The organism is Vibrio sp. 1-1(7) (assembly GCF_013048485.1).
Classification (GTDB): Bacteria; Pseudomonadota; Gammaproteobacteria; order Enterobacterales; family Vibrionaceae; genus Vibrio; species Vibrio fujianensis.
The window spans coordinates 718,540-738,039 of the sequence record NZ_VHSP01000002.1 but is presented as its reverse complement, the minus strand read 5'-3'; the positions used below and the strand labels follow the sequence as shown (position 1 = coordinate 738,039).

The window sequence follows — 19,500 nt, the reverse complement described above, 5'->3', positions numbered from 1 at the left end:
ATTAAACATAACACCATGATACACAGATAATGGGCTGAGATTAAATTTATCTCATTTTTACCGAATCTCGAACTACTAATTCTGGAGTTAGTTTGTGTTTAAGAGGGTACGCTTGTTGTTTAACTAAAGCTAAAACACCTTTTGCCGCTTCAATACCCATTTCTTGTACTGGAAAGTTAATGGTTGTTAAACGAGGTCTTATATGTTGACTGTGTGTATCGTTATCAAACCCCACAACAGAAATATCTTGACCAATGATTAATCCTCGTTCAGCAGCAACATCATATACAGCCAGTGCAATGTTATCATTTTGGCAAAAAATGGCACTAATGGTAGGATCTCGGTCTAATAAACGCCGAGCAACATCGTGATTGCCTTGGTGGTCAAATCGACCTTCAACAAATAAAGCTGCATTATAATCAATACCATATTCTGCTAGGGCATTTCGATAACCTTGTAATCTATCTCTACTATCTCCTTTACTTAGTTGACCTGAGATACAGGCAACTTTAGTATGACCATTTTCAAGTAAATGCTTTGTTGCTAAATAACCACCTAATTCATTATCAATATAGATACAATGATCAGCTATTTCCGGTATATAACGATTGAGTATAATCGTTGTATTTTGTTGTTTAACCACATCAATTAATTCATCATCAGAGAGCTTATCTGAATGTATAATCAAGCCATCAACTTGCTTTGAACGTAAAAAATAAATCGAATCGAGTTCTTTACTATAAGACTCTTGCCCACTAGTAACGATCAAATGAATGTTATTTTGTCTAACTGTATCTTCTGCATGGTGCATAAGTGGGCCATAAAATGGGCCATCGAGTGATCCCACCAACATCCCAATACTATTGGATCGACTGGATGCGAGAGCCTGTGCAAAGGCGTTAGGTTTGTAACCCAGTTTTTCAATCGCCTCGAAAACTTTTTTACGATTGGCCTCTTTTACCGTTGGGTGGCCGTTAAGGGCTCGAGATACGGTAGATTGAGAAACCTTCGCTAGCTCAGAAACTTCTTTAATGGTGATCAATGGAACTCCCCTTATATAGTACCTTTTGAGTTCAGGGCGACAGTGTAACCCTGTGATCTCTAAGTGCATAGTGCTTATGCGGTCGAGATAGAAAATATTGGAACTGAACAAGGTTCAGCACTGGTTCACTAAGCCAATTATAAGTAAACGTAGCAGAACTGATTATAATGTGATCCATACATAAAGAAAGCGCTTGCTTTTTTGGTGATGCTCACGTTTTTCATCCTTATTTATTTCTAGAATGGTTTTATCGACGGAAGACATTGCAAAATATGGGATTTTCAATTTTATTGCTGTCGTTTAGCGAAAGCGATCTGTCTTCTCAGTTTGTTTTCTCGCTCTTTTTATGAAACAAAAAGAAAGCGATTTCTTTTTGTTTTTATTCCAATCTATAACGTAAGGACACTAAGAATGAATCTGATGAAAAACATCATGAAGTCCGTGTTACTGCTCTTCTTCCAAGCGTTTGATGAGCCATGGAAAGGCGCAGCCTATCGTTTGAGCTCAAAGGCATCCCCGACTTTAGCGACGTGACTTCGCTGATCTACTTCAGTGGCACTGCTGACATTGATGGCGGTGTAGTGGAAGTGCGCAATGTGGTCTTCAACAAATAATCGTTAATCCGCGACGAAGGGCTATGCCAATGGTATAGCCTGTTTGTCGTTCAGCGGATTTCACACTGACAACGCAGTCACGGGGTATCCCGTGCGGAGGAATCATGACATCGAACAACCGTAATCGTATTAACCAGCTTGCTTTGGCCGTTTCTCTTGGCTTGTTGGCGGGTTGTAGCCAAACAGGTGCGAGTGACAGCGCATCCGGAACCGACTTCGTTCAAACCAAAAAGCCAGTGATGCTGCTGGATCAACCTACGCCACCGAGCGCAAAGTGGCAACTGGTGTGGGCCGATGAGTTTGACGGCAGTGAAATCAACAGCCGTAACTGGAGTTTAGAAGAGAACTGTTGGGGCGGCGGTAACAACGAGCAGCAGTGTTATACCAAGCGCAGTCGCAATGCTTTTGTTCAAGATGGCTACTTGCACATTGTGGCGCACAAAGAGAGTTTCACTGGCCCGGATGATGCTGAGGGTAAAACGGGGGCGAATAAAACCCTGCCATTTACTTCGGCACGTCTGCGCTCCAAAGACAAGCGTGACCACAAATATGGCCGCTTTGAAATCCGCGCCAAACTGCCATCTGGGCAGGGAGTGTGGCCAGCAATTTGGATGCTGCCGACCGATAACAAATATGGCACTTGGGCGGCGTCTGGTGAAATCGACATTATGGAAGCGGTTAACTTAAAAGCACAATCCGATGCGCCAGGAGCACAAGCGGGCGATGGTGAAAACCGCATTTACGGCAGCCTGCACTATGGTAAAGCATGGCCAGATAACGTCTACAGTGGTCAAGGTGCTTCGCTGCCCAACAACATCAATCCAGCGGATGACTTCCACACCTATGCGATTGAGTGGGAAGAAGGGGAAGTTCGTTGGTATGTCGACAACATTCACTACGCGACACAAACGCAAGATGAGTGGTACAGTCAATACAAAGTCGATGGTGCTCTGGTCAACGCCAAAGGTTCAGCACCGTTTGATGAACGTTTCCATTTGCTGCTCAATCTTGCCGTGGGCGGCTCTTGGTCTGCCAATGCTAATGAGAAAGGCGTGGACAAATCGGACTTCCCGAAAACTATGCTAATAGATTACGTGAAAGTGTATCGCTGCTCGGCAGATCGCTGGAAAGGTAAAGGCTGTGCGACCATCGGTGAGCAAGCGGTGAAGGTCAAAGGGCAGCAAGCCCCAGCGATTTTGGCGCAAGATGATCGCTACGCTGAGGGGCCAAACTTAGATATTTTCTCCGATAGTAACTTGGCGTACGGCAGTTACGATCCAATGGACATCGTGTCGCACCAAGAAGTGGCCGATGGCGAACACGGTCAAGTGTTGAAGATCACCAAGCAAAACGGTGCGGGCAATCTCTATTTCCGTTCACCCACCACCGACGTGAGCCATTGGTTGGAGAGCGGTGAGTTGATTTTTGATATCAAGGTGGAGTCGATGACCGACGGCAGTGAGTTGATGGTTAAAATAGACAGTGGCTGGCCAAAAACCAGTGATATGACGGTGGAATTGCCAGCAATCGGTCAATGGGGCGAAGTGCGCATCAAACTGGTGGATTTACTCGCTCAGTCAAACCGGTTTGTGGCTGGCAATCAAGCAGATCCAACCATGATCAATAACTTATTGGTGTTTGAACCTACGGCTGCGATGACTTTCAGTTTAGATAACATTCGTTTCGAAAAAAAATGATCTAAATCTGTCGTGTTCAGCTCGTGATGTTTACATCACGAGTTGTTTTTTGCGAATTCAATTAGCGATGCTGTTAACTTCTCTATTATTAATATACCCTTCCTACTTGAAGCTGCAGGGGTGTTGGCTACGTTCGTTCACCCCAATCACATAGCTTGCCTATGCTCATGGAGATTCACTCACTTGCCGCCTACCTACAACTCCAAGTTGTTTGGGTATCGATAAAATATAAAAGTGTGATAAATATTTAAGAAAGCGCTTTCTTAAATGAGAGTGATCACAGTTTTGTATCTGAAGATCATTTTATACTTTCTTTGCGCTGAACATAGTCCTTAAGGCTTTATTTTATTAGTCTTATTGATTAAGTAGATGTGGATTATCCATCTGTGTCTTTTACTAATGTTCAGAGTTCCTATAAATACTAAAGAAAGCGCTTTCTTTGTGGCGTTAATGATAGAACATGGAGTTAATATGAAACTTTCTAAGCTAACCCTCGCTTGTTTGGTTGCAACTGCAGGACTGAGCACTATACCTACTGCCTATGCTGAAAAATCAGATGGTTTTGAATTTCACGGTTATTTCCGTGCCGGTGCGCTTTTCAGTAAAAATGATGATTATAAACGAACCAAATTTCCAGCCTCTAAAGAACGATTAGGTCGTTTAGGGATTGAATCTGATAATCATTTTGAACTGGCGTTACAGAAAAATTTTGAAAATGATGATGGGCAAAAAATTCGCATTAAAACTCGTGCTGGAGCTGATAATGCTCAATCTCAAGGTGAAAATCAATTAGGGCTAAATGCAGATGCTGCTAATAGTAGTATTGGTATGGTCGAAACTTTTGTTGAATTTGATGGTGTTACGGAGACGGGTACTCTTTGGGGGGGGACTCGTTTTTATGGCAAAGACAACTATATTTTTATGACTGACTTTTTCTATACCGATATGTCTGGTACTGGTGTGGGAATTGAAGGGATTGAGCTAGGTGGTTATAAGTGGGACTTTGCCTATGTGGCTAGTGATGATGCAGAAGGTGAATTTTGGGCAACTAATGCAAATAATCCGATGCATGCGGTACATGTTGGAGTGGATCTAGGTGGGGTGGAATTACATGCAATGGGGAAATACCTACCAGATAACTTTGTTGATGGTACAGAGTACGCGAGCAATGGTATGGAAATGACTGCTATTGTTCACTCAGATAAGGTATTTGGCCTTTCTGAAAAAGGATTTACTAAATATATTGTGCAAGCTGGTAAGGGGCTTGGCTCTGGCCAACTACTTGGTGGCACATTAACCACGTATAACGCATGGAAACCAGGAAATGGTGCTTTAGAAGGCCCATCAAAAATGAAAAAAGTAGAAAGTGGAGATGTTTCTGCACGAGCATTAGTTTGGGGAGGATACTTCTTTGAAAATGGAATCAGTATCTTCCACTCGATTCAAGGTCAATATAATGATTTAGATAACGGAGGAAAAGATAGTTGGGCATCAGCTATGGTTCGTCCTTCTTTCCCTATTTCGCAAAACTTCTTTGTTGCCACAGAAGCTGGTTTTCAATATAACAAATGGGAAGATCAATATGGGGTTGGTGATAATGCTACTAACTATAAGCTGACGGTTGCTCCGACGGTGATCGTCCCTACTGGTTTTGGCCCTGCTCCAGAAATTCGCTTCTTAGCGACTTATTTAGATGGTTCTAAACGGGATAATTCCGATCTTATTGTGGGTATTCAAGCAGACATGTGGTGGTAAGCCACCTGTATGGTAATGGGAGAGATTACCTCGTAGGGAGTGGCACTTTAGGGAACCGCTACTCCCGATTTCGCAACTGGCAAGTCGGGCTACAGGGGGAGCTTGTTTTTGTTGCATGAATGCATACCACTGCCATTCATTATGCCGCTGACAGCAGCGGCTTTTTTATTTTTGTTGTGCCATGTATTGACGTGGGCTTTGGCCAAATTTCTGTTTAAAGCATTTGGAAAAATAGTTGCTGTCACTGAAGCCACACTGTTCCGCCACGTGCTGAATCGAAACACCCCTGTCATTACTTAAGAGAGTACGCCCATAGTTGAGCTGCATTTCACGCAAGTACAGATTGGGTGAGGTGTTGAGAAATTGCTTAAATAATCGCTCTAATTGACGCTGACTGACAAACGCCGCTTGAGCAATATCCCCACTGTGAAGGCCACTATCGGTAAAGTGCTGCTCAATAAAAATCAGCGCGCGGCTTAGCGCTAGTGTGGTTTTTGGCAGATCGTGCGTTTGTTGCTGATACATGCGCGCCAGAGTAATCACCAATTGTTGCATCAAGCTGGTGAGCATGGTTTCAAAGCCGCTTTCTCCGTTCTGATACTCACGGCGAATCGATTCGATTAATTGCGAAATGATTGACAATTGCAGCGCATTTAAAGTCAGTTTGGCCTGATAGTCGCGCGTTTGGCGGGCAATCGGTTCGACTTTAAACATCGCCTGATAGCCTGAGAGCATTCTCAGTGACGGTGTTTCGAAAAACGGGGTGCCTGCTTCAAACATCAAATTGATGATGATTAACTGATCCACATTCTGGAAGGCGTGCTCAGTATCGCCATTAATCACAAACACATCGCCAGCGCTGAGTGGATAAACATGCGAAGCAACAAGGTGATTGCCTTTGCCACTGACCACCAAAAACAGCTCAGAGAAATCGTGTTTATGCAGGCCGAAATCGCTGTGATGGTGGCCATCAACGTAAGCAAATTTAAAGTGGGGATAGCGAAGATGATGATGCAACTGATAAGTGATACTCATGTCGCTATTTTCCTTTTATTAGTCGGTATATTGGTATAATTGCGCGCTTGGAAAGCTTACACTCAAACTCAACCAATGAGAATGCCAAAGGCAAAAATAAGGCAAGAAGAGGGCGATAGAGCGATGAGAAATCCAGCGATAGAAAAAGCGCAGCAAGCACTGGTGTCGGTGAGCCGACAAGCGGCAGCAGAAGGCATCGTCTTGCTGAAAAATGAAGACCAAGCCCTTCCTATTCAGCCATCAGAGGTGGTTTCTCTGTTTGGCCGCTGTCAAATGGATACCTATCGCAGTGGTACAGGGTCTGGCGGGGCGGTCAATGTACCGTATGCCGTTAACGCGCTGCAAGGGTTACAAGTCAACGCTTCGTTCACGCTGAATCAGGAACTGATCGCTACCTATCAAGCTTGGTTGGCACAGCATCCATTTGACGATGGCGGCGGCGGTTGGGCGGCGGAGCCGTGGTTTCAACATGAAATGCCATTGACTGATGAGGTGGTGGCGCAGGCCGCAGCGCAGTCAGACAAAGCGATCGTGTTTATTGGTCGCACTGCCGGTGAAGATAAAGATTACGCCGATGAAGCAGGCAGCTACCGCTTAACCGAACTGGAAACCGGCATGCTAACCAAAGTGTGTCGCCATTTTTCCTGTGTGATCGTGGTGATGAACGTCACCAACATTATCGATATGTCGTGGTTAACTGGCCTTGAAAACCATCAAGCGATCAAAGCGGTGCTCTACAGCTGGGCGGCGGGGATGGAAGGGGGCCACGCGCTGGCCGATGTGCTCTCTGGCGCTGTCTCACCTAGTGGTCGTTTGACCGACACCATCGCCTATCGTTTGCAAGATTACCCTTCATCTGCCCATTTTGGCCGCAAAGATTTTAATCTCTACGCGGAAGATATTTACGTCGGCTATCGCTACTTTGAAACCTTTGCCCCAGAGGCGGTGCAGTTTGAGTTTGGTGCTGGGTTATCTTATACCCAATTTGAACGCCGTTTGCTGCAGTGCTCTAGTGACGTGGCCGATGCTGGCGGCGATCTCGCCAACGCCAACGTGCTGACGTTTGATATTGAGATTCGTAATGTCGGCCAACAATTTAGCAGCAAAGAAGTGGTGCAGCTCTATGTTGAAGCGCCACAAGGAAAACTCGGCAAACCCGCACGTGTGCTGTGTGGTTTTGATAAAAGTGGTGAAATTGCACCGAATGGCCGTGAAAGAGTGCAAATTAGCGTGCCGTTATGGGCTTTGTCTTCCTATGACGACAGCGGTGTGACAGGGCACAAAAACAGTTATGTGTTGGAAGCGGGTGAATACCGTTTCTACCTTGGGGGGAGCGTACGCCAAGCCGAGCTGCTTGATGCCGTTTGGCAACTCGACCAACTGCGGGTACTAGAAACCCTTGCAGAAGCCTGCGCCCCAACGCGTGAGTTTGAGCGTCTTGTGCCCGCCGAGCGCCAAGCCAATGGCATCTATAAAGCCAGTTATCAGCCTGTGCCACAGCGCTCGGTGGATCTGGCGCTGCGAATTGAAGCCAACTTGCCGCCAACCTATGCTTTTACGAGCGAACAAGGGATTAAGTTGGCCGATGTTGCCCAAGGCCAAGCCGATTTAGACGCTTTCATTGCCCAACTGACGCCGGCGCAATTGGCGACTCTTGTCCGTGGAGAAGGCATGTGCAGCCCGAAAGTGACACCGGGTACGGCGGCGGCGTTTGGCGGGGTGTGTGACTCGCTGTTTGAGCTGGGCATTCCGGTGGCCGCGGCGGCCGATGGTCCGTCTGGGATTCGTATGGACAGTGGCCATCAAGCGACCCAAGTGCCGATTGGAACGCTGCTTGCCTGCACGTGGAACTCGGCGCTCAATCAGCAGTTGTATTATCTGGTTGGCCAAGAATTGCAAGCGTACCAAATCGATACGTTACTTGGCCCCGGCATCAATATTCATCGTCATCCACTCAATGGCCGTAATTTCGAATATTTCTCCGAAGATCCGTTATTAACCGGTTGGATCGCAGCGGCGCAAACCACAGGTTTAAAACAAGCGGGCGTTTCTGGCACCATCAAACACTTTGCGGCCAACGATCAAGAAACCGCACGCGTGGATGTGGACAGTGTGATGTCGCAGCGCGCGCTGCGTGAAATCCACATCAAGCCGTTTGAAATGGCGGTGAAGTATGGTCAGGCGTCCACCATCATGACTTCCTACAATCCGGTCAATGGCCATTGGGCAGCGTCCAATTATGATCTCAACACCACCATTTTGCGTGGTGAATGGGGCTACACCGGCATTGTGATGACCGACTGGTGGGCAAAAATGAATCACCCGATTGACGGGGGCGACGAGAGTAAGTGTTTCACTGGCTATATGCTAAGAGCGCAAAATGATCTCTACATGGTGGTGGAAAACGACGCCGCCGAGCGCAACCCGATGGACGACGACACATTACAGGCGTTAGCGCAAGGTGAGTTGACGTTAGGCGAGTTGCAACGCAGCGCGATGAACATCTGCCGCTTTATTTTGCAAGCGCCTGTGATGCAAAGACCGCTGCAGGCGTATCAAGCGGTGAAGTCTTTTGCGCCGCTAGCGGGCAGATTGCCCGATGCCGTGCCGCTGTTGCCGGTAACGCAGCGCATGGTGGTGAACAGCGAAAATAATTGCGAACTCTGGGTTGAAGTTGCGCAAGCAGGGCGTTATCGCTGTTTTGCCGAAATGGCCTATGATCGCGAATCATTGGCGCAATCCTCTTGCAGTCTGAGCATCAATGGCGAATTTGCCATGTCGCTGCCTACCAATGGCACCGAGGGAAAAAACGTTGAAACTGAGGGCATCGCTATCCATTTGCAAGCGGGGATTTATCGAATCGATACCCAATTTGTGAAAAAAGGCGCAGTGTTGCAAACCTTACGCTTTGAGCGACAAGAGCAATAAGCACAGCCAGTTTGCACCCAATTTAACCATGAATGTTATGTATCTTTTTGGGCATCATGTGCACAATAAGATACATATTATTTTTCATTCAGACTGCTCTGCAACCTTTTTATTGAGCAGTTTTCCGTTTTTTCGACAATCGTTATTCATATTTAAGGTCAACAAGATGGCTAAAACCCAAAATATCAACCAGCGTATGTCTATCGTGACGCTCGCGTGGCCGATATTAGTGGAAATTTTGCTACGGACAGCACTCGGCACCAGTGATGTATTCATGCTCTCTGGTTATTCGGACAAAGCGGTTTCTGCGGTGGGGGTGATCACCCAACTGACGTTTTTCCTCATCATCATCTCTACTGTTGTCAGTAGCGGCACCGGGATTCTTATTGCACAATACAACGGTGCAGGGCGCGATCAAGATTCCTCCCACGTTGGGGTGGCGAGCATCGCGCTTTCCAGCATGATTGGGGTGATCCTCAGTGTGTTGGCGGTACTCGGTGCGATGCATCTGCTTCCTTACTACGGACTTGAAGCACAAGTCGAACAGTATGCGCAAGAATACCTGCTTATCAGCGGGGCGCTGACCTTTAACGTCACTATTGGTATTGTGTTTACCACCATTTTGCGCAGCCACGGTTATTCGCGCTCACCCATGACGGTTAACCTTATCAGTGGCGTGCTGAACGTTATGGGGAACTACATTGCACTCTATCAGCCGTTTGGTTTGCCCGTATATGGTGTACAAGGGGTAGCGATTGCGACGGTGGTGAGCCAAGTGATCGGCACGACGATTTTAGGCGTGCTGCTGTGGCGTAGCGCCATCGACTTGCCGATGCGTTCCCTTGCACAAGTGCCCAACGCGGTCTATAAGCGAATCCTCAAAATCGGCGGCATGAACGCAGGGGAAGTGCTTTCGTACAATATGGCGCAGATTACCATCGTCTATTTTGTGGTGCAAATGGGTACTTCGTCTCTTGCGGCGTTTACCTACGCGCAAAACATCGCGCGTTTCTCTTTTGCGTTTGCCTTAGCCATTGGCCAAGCAACGCAAATTCAAACTGGTTACTACATCGGTAAAGGTTGGGTAGACAGTATCCTCAAACGGGTACAACTCTACTTTCTCGTGGGGTTTACCACCTCCGTTACCGCTGCCAGTCTGATTTATTTTTTCCGCGATTCCATCTTAACGTTATTTACGCAGAATCCAGAAGTTTTGCGACTTACGGGGGCTTTAGTGATGGGATCTATCCTGCTTGAAGCTGGGCGAGTGTTTAACTTGATTTTTATCTCTGCATTGAAAGGAGCTGGGGACATCCAATTCCCGGTGCAAATGGGCATTTTGAGTATGTGGGGCTTAGGCGTGGTGTTTTCGTATCTACTCGGTATTCACTGGGGTTATGGCGTATTCGGTGCTTGGATGGCGATAGCGTTGGATGAATGGGTTCGCGGAATTATCATGGGTATACGTTGGCGCTCAGCGGTTTGGGCTAAATATCAATTACTTTAACCTGTCAACAGACTCTAGAAAGTGTTGAGTGGCATCAAATAAGATTTGTTCATCACTTTCTTAAAATAAATCTTAGATGTCGCTCTCACCTGAGCCACATCAAGGGTTTTGTGACCGAGATCGCTATAATGCCTGACCCAATGAAATGAAAAAGAGTCAGTCGTTTGTTTTTCCCAAAAGAACAGTTTGAGTTATTAGCCCCTGGCGGGGATTTGGATTCAATTAAAGCCGCAATAGTAGCCGGAGCTGATGCTATTTATTGTGGTTTGGAAAGGTTTAACGCCCGCAACCGAGCGACCAATATCACATTAGATATCTTGGATAGCGTTTTAACGCTGGCACATCAACACCAGTGTAAAATTTTTATCACCATAAATATTGTGCTGTTGGAAAATGAAATTCCTTCTGTTATCCGCTTACTTCAACAGTTAGCTGGGTCAGATGTGGATGGGGTGATCGTACAGGATCTGGGGTTAGCATACATAATTAAGCATTATTTCCCTGAGTTGGATATGCATGCCTCAACTCAAATGAATACGCATAACGAAGGTCAAATGTTACTTTTGAGTCAACTGGGTAGCAGCCGTGTAAACCTCTCACGTGAGCTGAACATCGATGAAATTACCCATCTGGCTCAATTGGGCCGTCAGCATAATGTAATGACGGAAGTCTTTGTACATGGCTCGTACTGCATTGGTTTTTCTGGTTTGTGCTATTTCAGCTCTGAACGCAGTGGCGCTTCTGGCAACCGAGGTCGATGCAGCCAACCCTGCCGAGATCAATATCAAACGACATCCGTTGGAAAAAACTATCCGCTTAACTTAAAAGATAACTCGGCATACACCGATATTGCCGCTTTAGCCAAAGCTGGAGTGTATTCTTTAAAAGTCGAAGGGCGGATCAAAAAGCCACATTATGTTTATACAGTAGTGGATAACTGGCGTAAGCAGATTGACCAATTTTGTGAAACAGGGACGATTCGGCAAGATATGACAGAGCTATACCATGTCTTTAACCGTGATTTCACCAATGGCTATTTACAAGGTGATATACATCGTGACATGTATATAGATAACCCAAGAAACCATGCCGCCACGCACTTCTCCACCATTTATCAATGTCGTAACCTTGATGAAGTTAAACAGGTTAAGCAGCGCCTGTATGACAAGACCACTGAAATTATCGATAAGGTTGAAACGCTTACTCGAACGATGCCGATTGAACCTAAAGCTCGCCGTAGTTTAAAAGGTAACAGCAGAAGAGGTGATATTTCGATACCAAAACAGGCGAATAGTGATATCACCACGCCACCTCAATTATCGGTGTTGATTTCTGATTCTAGCGATTTGGAGCTTATGAACTCATGCAGCGATGTCTCTTTTTTCTATCAGCTTCCAGATGCACTGAACTATCAACTTGAAGCGATGATCGCGTTGTTTAACCATCACCCCACATTGATTCCATTTTTTCCTGCGGTGCTGATTGGTGAGCATTATCAAGCCGCCATCGAATTACTCCGAAGGATCAACCCCGATTTGCTGGTAACCGATAATCTGGGCGTTGCTCATATTGCGCAAACTTTAGGAATCAACTGGGTTGCGGGGCCACAACTTAACATCACCAACTCCTTCGCTCTGCAATGTATACAGCAGGAATTAAAAGGCGTTGGAGCTTTCATTTCCGATGAAATTAATGCTCTACAAATGAGAAAGATTGTTCGGCCACAAGGCGTTAGGCTCTTTTATACCCTCTATCATCCGATACATTTAATGACCAGTCGCCAATGCTTTTTTATGTCAACGGTTGGGTGTAAGAAACCGCGCATGAACAAAGGTTGCATGATGCGTTGTGAAAAAACCGCTTCGATTATCTCGTTAAAAGAGAGGCCTTATGTCATTCATAAACAGAAGGGGAGCCATAACCGTTTGTACAGTGATGTCAATTGCCTTAATCTCGCAGTTTTAGAGGATTTACCATCGTTGTACACCGATTTCATGATCGACTTGCGTCACATTCCTACCCAAACTCAAATTCAGATGGACAAGAGATCACTTATCGAACAATTTAAACGCGCCTTACAAGGTGATCTTACCGCTAAAGAAATGCTATTGACGCAAATTCAAGGCACCACAAACAAGCAGTACCAAAAAGGCTTATAACGGCACATTGGTTACTGAAAAGGAAAGTCCATCGACAAACTCAGGTGATATTTGTCACAAAAACTGTTAGTATCGCCCCCACTTTTTGAAAGGTTGGTTTTTGCCAACCTTTTGCTTTTACCATCCAACAACTTGGAATTCTCTGTGTTAACGACTGCAAACATCACCATGCAATTTGGCGATAAGCCATTATTTGAAAATATCTCGATTAAATTTGGTAATGGTAACCGTTATGGCCTGATTGGTGCTAACGGTTGTGGTAAATCCACCTTTATGAAAATCCTCAGCGGTGAGCTGGAGCCTTCTGCGGGGTCTGTCTCGACTGACCCGAATGAACGTATGGCTAAATTAGGGCAGGATCAATTTGCGTTCGAGGAATTTACCGTGGTGGATACCGTCATCATGGGCCATAAAGAGTTGTGGAAAGTAAAAGAAGAGCGCGATCGCATATACGCCCTACCGGAGATGACCGATGAAGATGGTATGCGAGTGGGCGATCTTGAAACCGAATTTGCGGAGATGGACGGCTATTCTGCTGAAGCTCGTGCAGGAGAACTTCTGCTAGGTTTGGGGATACCCGAAGCGCAACATTTTGGTTTGATGAGTGAAATTGCTCCGGGTTTGAAGCTTCGAGTCCTACTGGCGCAAGTGCTGTTTGCTGAGCCTGAAATTATGCTGCTTGATGAACCGACCAACAACTTGGACATGCATACCATTGCTTGGTTAGAACAAACCTTGCTGGCGCGTAACTGTACCATGATCATCATCTCGCACGACCGTCATTTCTTGAACACCGTCTGTACTCATATGGCGGATCTTGATTATGGTGAATTACGCTTGTTCCACGGTAACTATGATGAATATATGATTGCCGCAGAACAAGCGCGTGAGCGTTTACATGCTGATAACGCGAAGAAAAAAGCACAAATGGCTGAATTACAAACATTTGTAAGCCGATTTTCTGCCAATGCCTCAAAAGCAAAACAGGCAACATCTCGTCAGAAACAGCTGGATAAAATTCAGCTTGAAGAAGTAAAACCTTCGAGCCGTCAATCTCCATTTATCCGTTTTGATCAGAAGAAAGAGTTATTCCGTAACGCATTAGAAGTTGAAGGTCTTAAACAAGGGTATGGCGACAACATCTTGTTTAATAACGTAAACTTAATGGTAGAAGTGGGTGAGCGCATTGCTATCATTGGTGAAAACGGGATCGGTAAGTCAACCATGCTCAATACCCTTGCTGGGGTAATGGAGCCAATGGCTGGCATGATCAAGTGGTCTGAAAATCATAACATCGGTTTTTATGCACAGGATCATGCGCATGATTTTAGCCAAGAGATGACCTTGCTTGACTGGATGAGCCAATGGAAAAACGAAGGGGAAGATGAACAAACCGTACGCGGCATTTTGGGGCGTATGCTCTTTTCACAAAATGACATTAAAAAATCGGTAAAAGTCATTTCCGGTGGTGAACAGGGCCGCATGCTGTTTGGTAAGCTTATTATGCAAAAACCCAACATTTTACTGATGGACGAGCCAACCAACCACATGGATATGGAATCAATCGAAGCGTTGAACTTAGCGTTAGAGAACTATAAAGGCACTTTGCTGTTCGTATCTCACGATCGCCAATTTGTTTCTTCTATCGCCACACGCATTATTGAGATCACCAAACAAGGCGTCAACGATTTCCACGGCACCTATGATGAATATCTGGCTAAACAAGGTTTAACGGGCTAATTTTTCGTTCAACCATATAATGTTTATAAGCCATCGCGTTATGTGATGGCTTTTTTATCATAATTGGGTAGCGTTGAAACTCTAAAACAAAAATTGGTTACTTAATAACAAAAAAGCTAAATGAGTTGGAGGGTTTTATATTGAGGAAACTCTTTCTTATGCCCCCGATTGAGTGAGAAATGATTATTTTTGAGAAATAAAAGTGATTTTGTTCATATATTGATCAAAATTCACATTCTATATTGAATGATCATTGATAGAAAACGATTGCTTTACCATTTGATTGGCTTTTTTGTTTTTTTATTGTTTTTTATTTGTTTTTAATTTGATCTTTTGCCCTTCATTTTTTTATGTAAGTTTACACCCCTCTATATATAAAACCTTAAGTTATCATTTTACTAACCACCTATTAACAATATCGTGTGTAGATCACGTTTATTATCCTTGGTGGCAATAATATCTTGATATTAGATTTAACATTCTCGTGTCGATTCACCTAACCCTGCATACCACCAAGAAAGGATTGATGAAGATGAAAAAGATCTTATTAAACGTCGCCGCATTAACGCTTGCTATTGCGGCTGTCGGCGCACAAGCCAAGGATTATGAAATAGTCAATGTCGTAAAAGTTTCCGGCATTCCTTGGTTTAACCAAATGAACAAAGGGATTGAGCGAGCCGCAAGTGACTTTGGCGTGAATGCTCGCCAACTTGGCCCTTCAACGCCTGATCCCGCACAACAAGTTAAAATTATTGAAGATTTAATTGCTAAAGGCGTTGATGCCATCACGGTAGTTCCTAATGATGTCACGGTATTGGAACCTGTATTTAAGAAAGCTCGTGAGAAAGGCATTATTGTCCTAACTCATGAATCTCCAGATGAGCATAACGCAGATTGGGATATTGAAACTATTGATAACCAAGCTTATGCGCAGGCAACGATGGATGAGTTAGCTAAAAATATGGGAGAGAAGGGAGGATATGCTGTTTATGTTGGGTCATTAACGGTTCCTCTGCATAATAACTGGGCAAATTTAGCCATCGATTACCAGAAAAAAAATTATCCTGATATGTATGAGGTGACCAGCCGGATGCCTGTCGCTGAAAGTATTGACCAGTCCTATGCAGCCACCAATGATCTAATGAAAGCTCACTCAGATATGTCAGGCATTGTTTCTTATGGCTCCTTGGGCGCGATTGGCGCTGGCGAAGCGATCAAAAAGAAACGTGCAAAAGATAAGATCAGTGTTGTGGGTATTATGATGCCTAGTCAAGCTGCGCCATATTTGGCCCGCGGAGAAATAGATAAAGGTTTCTTATGGAACCCGGCCGATGCCGGTTATGCCATGGTTGCTGTAGCAAAGCAGATGCTAGAAGGTAATGATGTATCAAAAGGCGTGACGGTCGAAGGGCTTGGAGAGGCTGACATTGATATTGAAAATCGTGTTATTAAATTCAATAAAATTTTAGAAGTGGATAAAACCAATGCTCGCCAGTTAGGTTTTTAACCACGCTACGTTCTTCCTCTACTCTTATTTGGGGCGGCGCAACGCCGCCTCATGACTACTGGAGATTCTTATGTCAGGTACTCCTTTTATTACTCTTAAGCATATTTCAAAGCATTTCGGTTCAGTAAAAGCTTTAGATGGTATTAATCTCACCTTTAACCGAGGTGAAGTGCATTGTTTAGCGGGTAAAAATGGCTGCGGTAAAAGTACATTATTTAAAGTGATCTCCGGTGTTCATGCGCCAGAGAAAGGAGCAGAAATCATTCTTGCTGGCAAAAGCTATGCAAGACTTACTCCACAGCAGTCCATTGAATACGGCATTCAAGTGATTTATCAGGATTTATCATTATTTCCTAACTTAACCGTTGCAGAGAATATTGCCATTCAAGATCACATTGAGTGGGCGAAAGGATTGGTGCAAAAAAAACGAATTCAAGGCATTGCCCTCAAAGCGATGGAAAAAGTCGGCGTGACGTTGCCGTTACAAAAACGGGTTGAACAGCTCTCTATTGCTGAATGTCAGCTTGTGGCGATTTGTCGTGCTATGGCATCGGATGCCAAATTAATGATTATGGATGAACCGACCGCATCGTTAACCCGCACGGAAGTTAATCATTTGATTAATGTCGTCGCCGATCTCAAATCCAAAGGTGTTACGGTCGCTTTTGTGAGCCATAAGCTCGATGAGGTGATGGAAATCTCTGATCGCATCACAGTCATCCGCGATGGGAAAACCATTGGTACTTATCAAGCTAATGAAGTGGATAGTGATAAATTGGCCTTTTTAATGACGGGGCAGCGTTTTAAATTTACGCCACTTACTCCTTATCATGAGCAGGGTGATATCAAGCTAGAAGCAAAAGGTTTAACGAAAAAAGGGCAGTTTAGTGATATTTCTTTTTCTGTGCGAGCGGGTGAAATCATCTCAATTACGGGTCTATTAGGCGCTGGCCGAACTGAATTATGTATGGCTTTATTTGGTATGACCAAACCTGATCAGGGACAAATATTGGTGAATGGACAGCCGGTGCAATTTGAATCAAATCGCGATGCGATTGCTCATGGTATTGGTTATGTTTCAGAAGATCGCATGTCGACCGGTCTGGTTATGGAGCAAACGATTCGCGATAACATTACGGCTGCAGTGTTAGACCGGTTGCAAAAACCTTCTGGATTTCTCGACCATATCAAGGCGAATAAGTTAGTGGATCTTTTGATCTCATCGCTCTCGATTAAAGTTGCCGACCCTCAACTACCGGTCACTAGCCTCTCTGGTGGCAATGCACAGCGTATTTCTATTGCAAAATGGATAGCTGTCGAGCCAGAAGTCCTGATTCTTGATTCTCCGACCGTTGGGGTTGATGTTGCTAATAAAGAAGCGATCTACACCATAGCGAAAGATCTTGCCACAAAAGGCATCGCGATCATCATGGTTAGTGATGAAATACCAGAAGTGTTTTACAACAGTCATCGCGTCATAGTGATGAAAGAAGGACGTTTTACCCATGACTTCTATCCCGTTTACAGTTCCGAGCAAGAGATTATGGAGGCGGTCAATGCTTAATTTCGTTCGTCGGTCTGTTACCGCATTAATGAAACATCACGAATTTTATCTGTCGATGATGATTGTGCTGATGATGATGGCATTGACGATGACCTCTGAAGATTTTTTCACTTTAGGTAACTTATTTGATATGTCTATCAGTTCAGCAATTCTGGGCATCATGGCGTGTGGGCTCTTTGTTGTTTTGATCGCTGGAGGAATTGATATCTCTTTTCCTGCCACCGCGGCCATCGCACAATATGTCATGGCGAGCTACGTGTTAAATCTTGGCGGTAATTTTATGGTGGCTTTTGCCATTGCTACCGTTGTGGGCATTTTACTGGGGATGATTAATGCGATCCTGGTGTATAAGCTAAAAGTGCCTGCCATTATTATTACCATTTCTACTTTAAACCTCTTCTTTGGATTACTGATCTATACCAGTAACGGCGAGTGGTTATATGGTTTTCCTGACTGGTTTATGGATGGTATCGAGCTGTTTACTTTTACCGGTCATGATGGTTATGACTATGGCTTGTCACTTCCTATTCTGACTTTAATCGTGATGGTTTTCGTTACCTCTTTTTTGATGAATAAAACCCGCTTAGGACGACAAATTTATGCTGTAGGGGGAAATGCCGATGCCGCCAGTCGAATTGGGATTAATCTTTTTGGCATTCATTTATTCGTTTATGGGTATATGGGGGCTCTCGCGGGCATCGCTTCGGTGGTACAGACCCAAATCACTCAGTCGGTCGCGCCAAATTCATTGATGGGTTTTGAACTGACAGTGCTAGCGGCGGTCGTGCTGGGAGGCACTAGTATGACTGGCGGAAAGGGAACTTTATTGGGCGTTATTCTTGGCGTTGTTTTGCTAGCGATTGTAAAAAATGGACTAACCATATTAGGCGTTCCTTCCTATTGGCATACGGTTGTTACCGGCTTCATTATTGTGTGCAGTATTAGTATGACAGCGATCAATGAAAAAAAACAAGCAGTGCAGGGGGCATAATGGAAGCGTTTCTCAATAAACTATCACTACCGACCGATAAGAATATTCGTTATTTGCTCGTGATCTTAGCCGGTATCTTATTGGCGATGGGTTTATCTGCCGGCAAAGCTTTTTTTTCGTTAGGTAACCTACAGTCGATGTCCTCCCAAATGCCATTGCTTGGTTTACTCGCACTGGCGATGGCGATCTGTATGCTAACTGGAGGCATTAACTTATCGATTATTGCCACAACCAATGCCTGTGGTTTAGTTATGGCCAGTATTATCACCCAAGCGCCAGACAGTGCAATCATGCTTGTTGCCGCTTTAGCCGGTGGCATGCTAACCGCAGTTGTGGTTGGGCTGTTTAATGGAGTGTTAATTGCTTATGTTGGTGTGTCTCCTATTCTTGCAACATTAGGAATGATGACATTAATCAATGGGTTGAATGTGCTCATTTCAGGAGGAAGCGTCATTTCAGGGTTTCCTCATGCCTTATTGGTGCTAGGAAATGGGACGCTTTGGGGGATCCCGATGCCGCTTATCTTGTTTGTCGTGTTCGCGATTGGGCTTTGGGCGCTGCTCGAACATACCCGTTTAGGCCGAACCATCTATTTGATTGGCTCAAATGAAAAAGCCACCCGTTTTTCTGGGATTAATACAAAAAAGGCCATCTTAGCGGTGTATGTGCTTTCCTCAATCCTATGTTGGGTTGCCGCATTGGTCATGATGGCGAAATTTAACTCAGCCAAAGCAGGGTATGGTGAATCATACCTGTTGATTGCCATCCTCGCTTCCGTGCTAGGTGGGATTAATCCCGATGGTGGTTTTGGGCGAATTATTGGCATTGGGCTGGCCTTGATTGTTCTACAAACCTTGGAAAGTGGCCTGAATTTGTTAGGGGTAAGCAGTTATCTCACGATGGCCCTTTGGGGCGGCATTCTGATTTTATTTATTTTCTTACAAAAGAATAAGGCTTAACG

General features: G+C 44.9%; 13 protein-coding genes. 11 read left to right on the top strand and 2 right to left on the bottom strand.

Annotation, left to right across the window (positions count from 1 at the left end; genetic code table 11):
* Positions 1 to 46: 46 nt before the first annotated feature.
* Complete coding sequence (locus FKN05_RS11160; RefSeq protein ID WP_170887507.1) at positions 47 to 1,042, bottom strand: LacI family DNA-binding transcriptional regulator; 996 nt, start codon at positions 1,040 to 1,042, stop codon at positions 47 to 49.
* A gap of 411 nt (positions 1,043 to 1,453) precedes the next feature.
* Here FKN05_RS11160 and FKN05_RS16785 point away from each other — a divergent pair, with 411 nt between their 5' ends.
* The 3 genes from FKN05_RS16785 to FKN05_RS11150 all read left to right on the top strand — a co-directional run bounded on the left by FKN05_RS16785 (position 1,454) and on the right by FKN05_RS11150 (position 5,108).
* On the top strand, positions 1,454 to 1,576 hold the full coding sequence (locus FKN05_RS16785) for a hypothetical protein (RefSeq protein ID WP_272870143.1): 123 nt from the start codon (positions 1,454 to 1,456) through the stop codon (positions 1,574 to 1,576).
* 184 nt (positions 1,577 to 1,760) lie between these two features.
* Positions 1,761 to 3,353 carry a glycoside hydrolase family 16 protein gene (locus tag FKN05_RS11155; protein ID WP_170887506.1) on the top strand — a complete coding sequence of 531 codons (1,593 nt, stop codon included), beginning with the start codon at positions 1,761 to 1,763 and terminating at the stop codon, positions 3,351 to 3,353.
* Between the two features lie 471 nt (positions 3,354 to 3,824).
* Positions 3,825 to 5,108, top strand: coding sequence for a carbohydrate porin (locus tag FKN05_RS11150; RefSeq protein WP_161426842.1), 1,284 nt, complete (start codon positions 3,825 to 3,827; stop codon positions 5,106 to 5,108).
* Positions 5,109 to 5,273: 165 nt separating this feature from the next.
* Here the strand turns inward: FKN05_RS11150 and FKN05_RS11145 are convergent, their stop codons facing one another.
* Positions 5,274 to 6,143, bottom strand: coding sequence for a helix-turn-helix domain-containing protein (locus tag FKN05_RS11145; protein ID WP_161426841.1), 870 nt, complete (start codon positions 6,141 to 6,143; stop codon positions 5,274 to 5,276).
* Between the two features lie 123 nt (positions 6,144 to 6,266).
* Between FKN05_RS11145 and FKN05_RS11140 the strand changes: the two genes are divergently transcribed.
* From FKN05_RS11140 to FKN05_RS11105, 8 genes are all read left to right on the top strand, one after another.
* Complete coding sequence (locus FKN05_RS11140) at positions 6,267 to 9,071, top strand: glycoside hydrolase family 3 protein (RefSeq protein WP_170887505.1); 2,805 nt, start codon at positions 6,267 to 6,269, stop codon at positions 9,069 to 9,071.
* Positions 9,072 to 9,237: 166 nt separating this feature from the next.
* Complete coding sequence (locus FKN05_RS11135) at positions 9,238 to 10,578, top strand: MATE family efflux transporter (protein WP_170887504.1); 1,341 nt, start codon at positions 9,238 to 9,240, stop codon at positions 10,576 to 10,578.
* A gap of 164 nt (positions 10,579 to 10,742) precedes the next feature.
* On the top strand, positions 10,743 to 12,737 hold the full coding sequence (locus tag FKN05_RS11130) for a peptidase U32 family protein (protein WP_170887503.1): 1,995 nt from the start codon (positions 10,743 to 10,745) through the stop codon (positions 12,735 to 12,737).
* A gap of 144 nt (positions 12,738 to 12,881) precedes the next feature.
* Entirely contained in the window at positions 12,882 to 14,477 is a 1,596-nt protein-coding gene (locus FKN05_RS11125) for an ABC-F family ATPase (protein WP_099611265.1), read from the top strand.
* A 532-nt stretch (positions 14,478 to 15,009) separates the two neighbouring features.
* Positions 15,010 to 15,984 (top strand): autoinducer 2 ABC transporter substrate-binding protein, encoded by a 975-nt coding sequence (locus tag FKN05_RS11120; protein ID WP_170887502.1) that lies wholly within the window; start codon positions 15,010 to 15,012, stop codon positions 15,982 to 15,984.
* Between the two features lie 70 nt (positions 15,985 to 16,054).
* Complete coding sequence (locus tag FKN05_RS11115; RefSeq protein WP_099611264.1) at positions 16,055 to 17,548, top strand: sugar ABC transporter ATP-binding protein; 1,494 nt, start codon at positions 16,055 to 16,057, stop codon at positions 17,546 to 17,548.
* A complete protein-coding gene (locus tag FKN05_RS11110) occupies positions 17,541 to 18,539 on the top strand; it encodes an ABC transporter permease (protein ID WP_099611263.1) in 999 nt (332 codons plus the stop codon). Before FKN05_RS11115 ends, FKN05_RS11110 begins: the two co-directional genes overlap by 8 nt.
* The gene (locus tag FKN05_RS11105) at positions 18,539 to 19,498 is read left to right on the top strand and encodes an ABC transporter permease (protein WP_161426790.1); all 960 of its coding nucleotides are present in this window, start codon (positions 18,539 to 18,541) and stop codon (positions 19,496 to 19,498) included. The genes FKN05_RS11110 and FKN05_RS11105 overlap by 1 nt, the downstream gene beginning before the upstream one ends.
* Positions 19,499 to 19,500 lie beyond the last annotated feature (2 nt).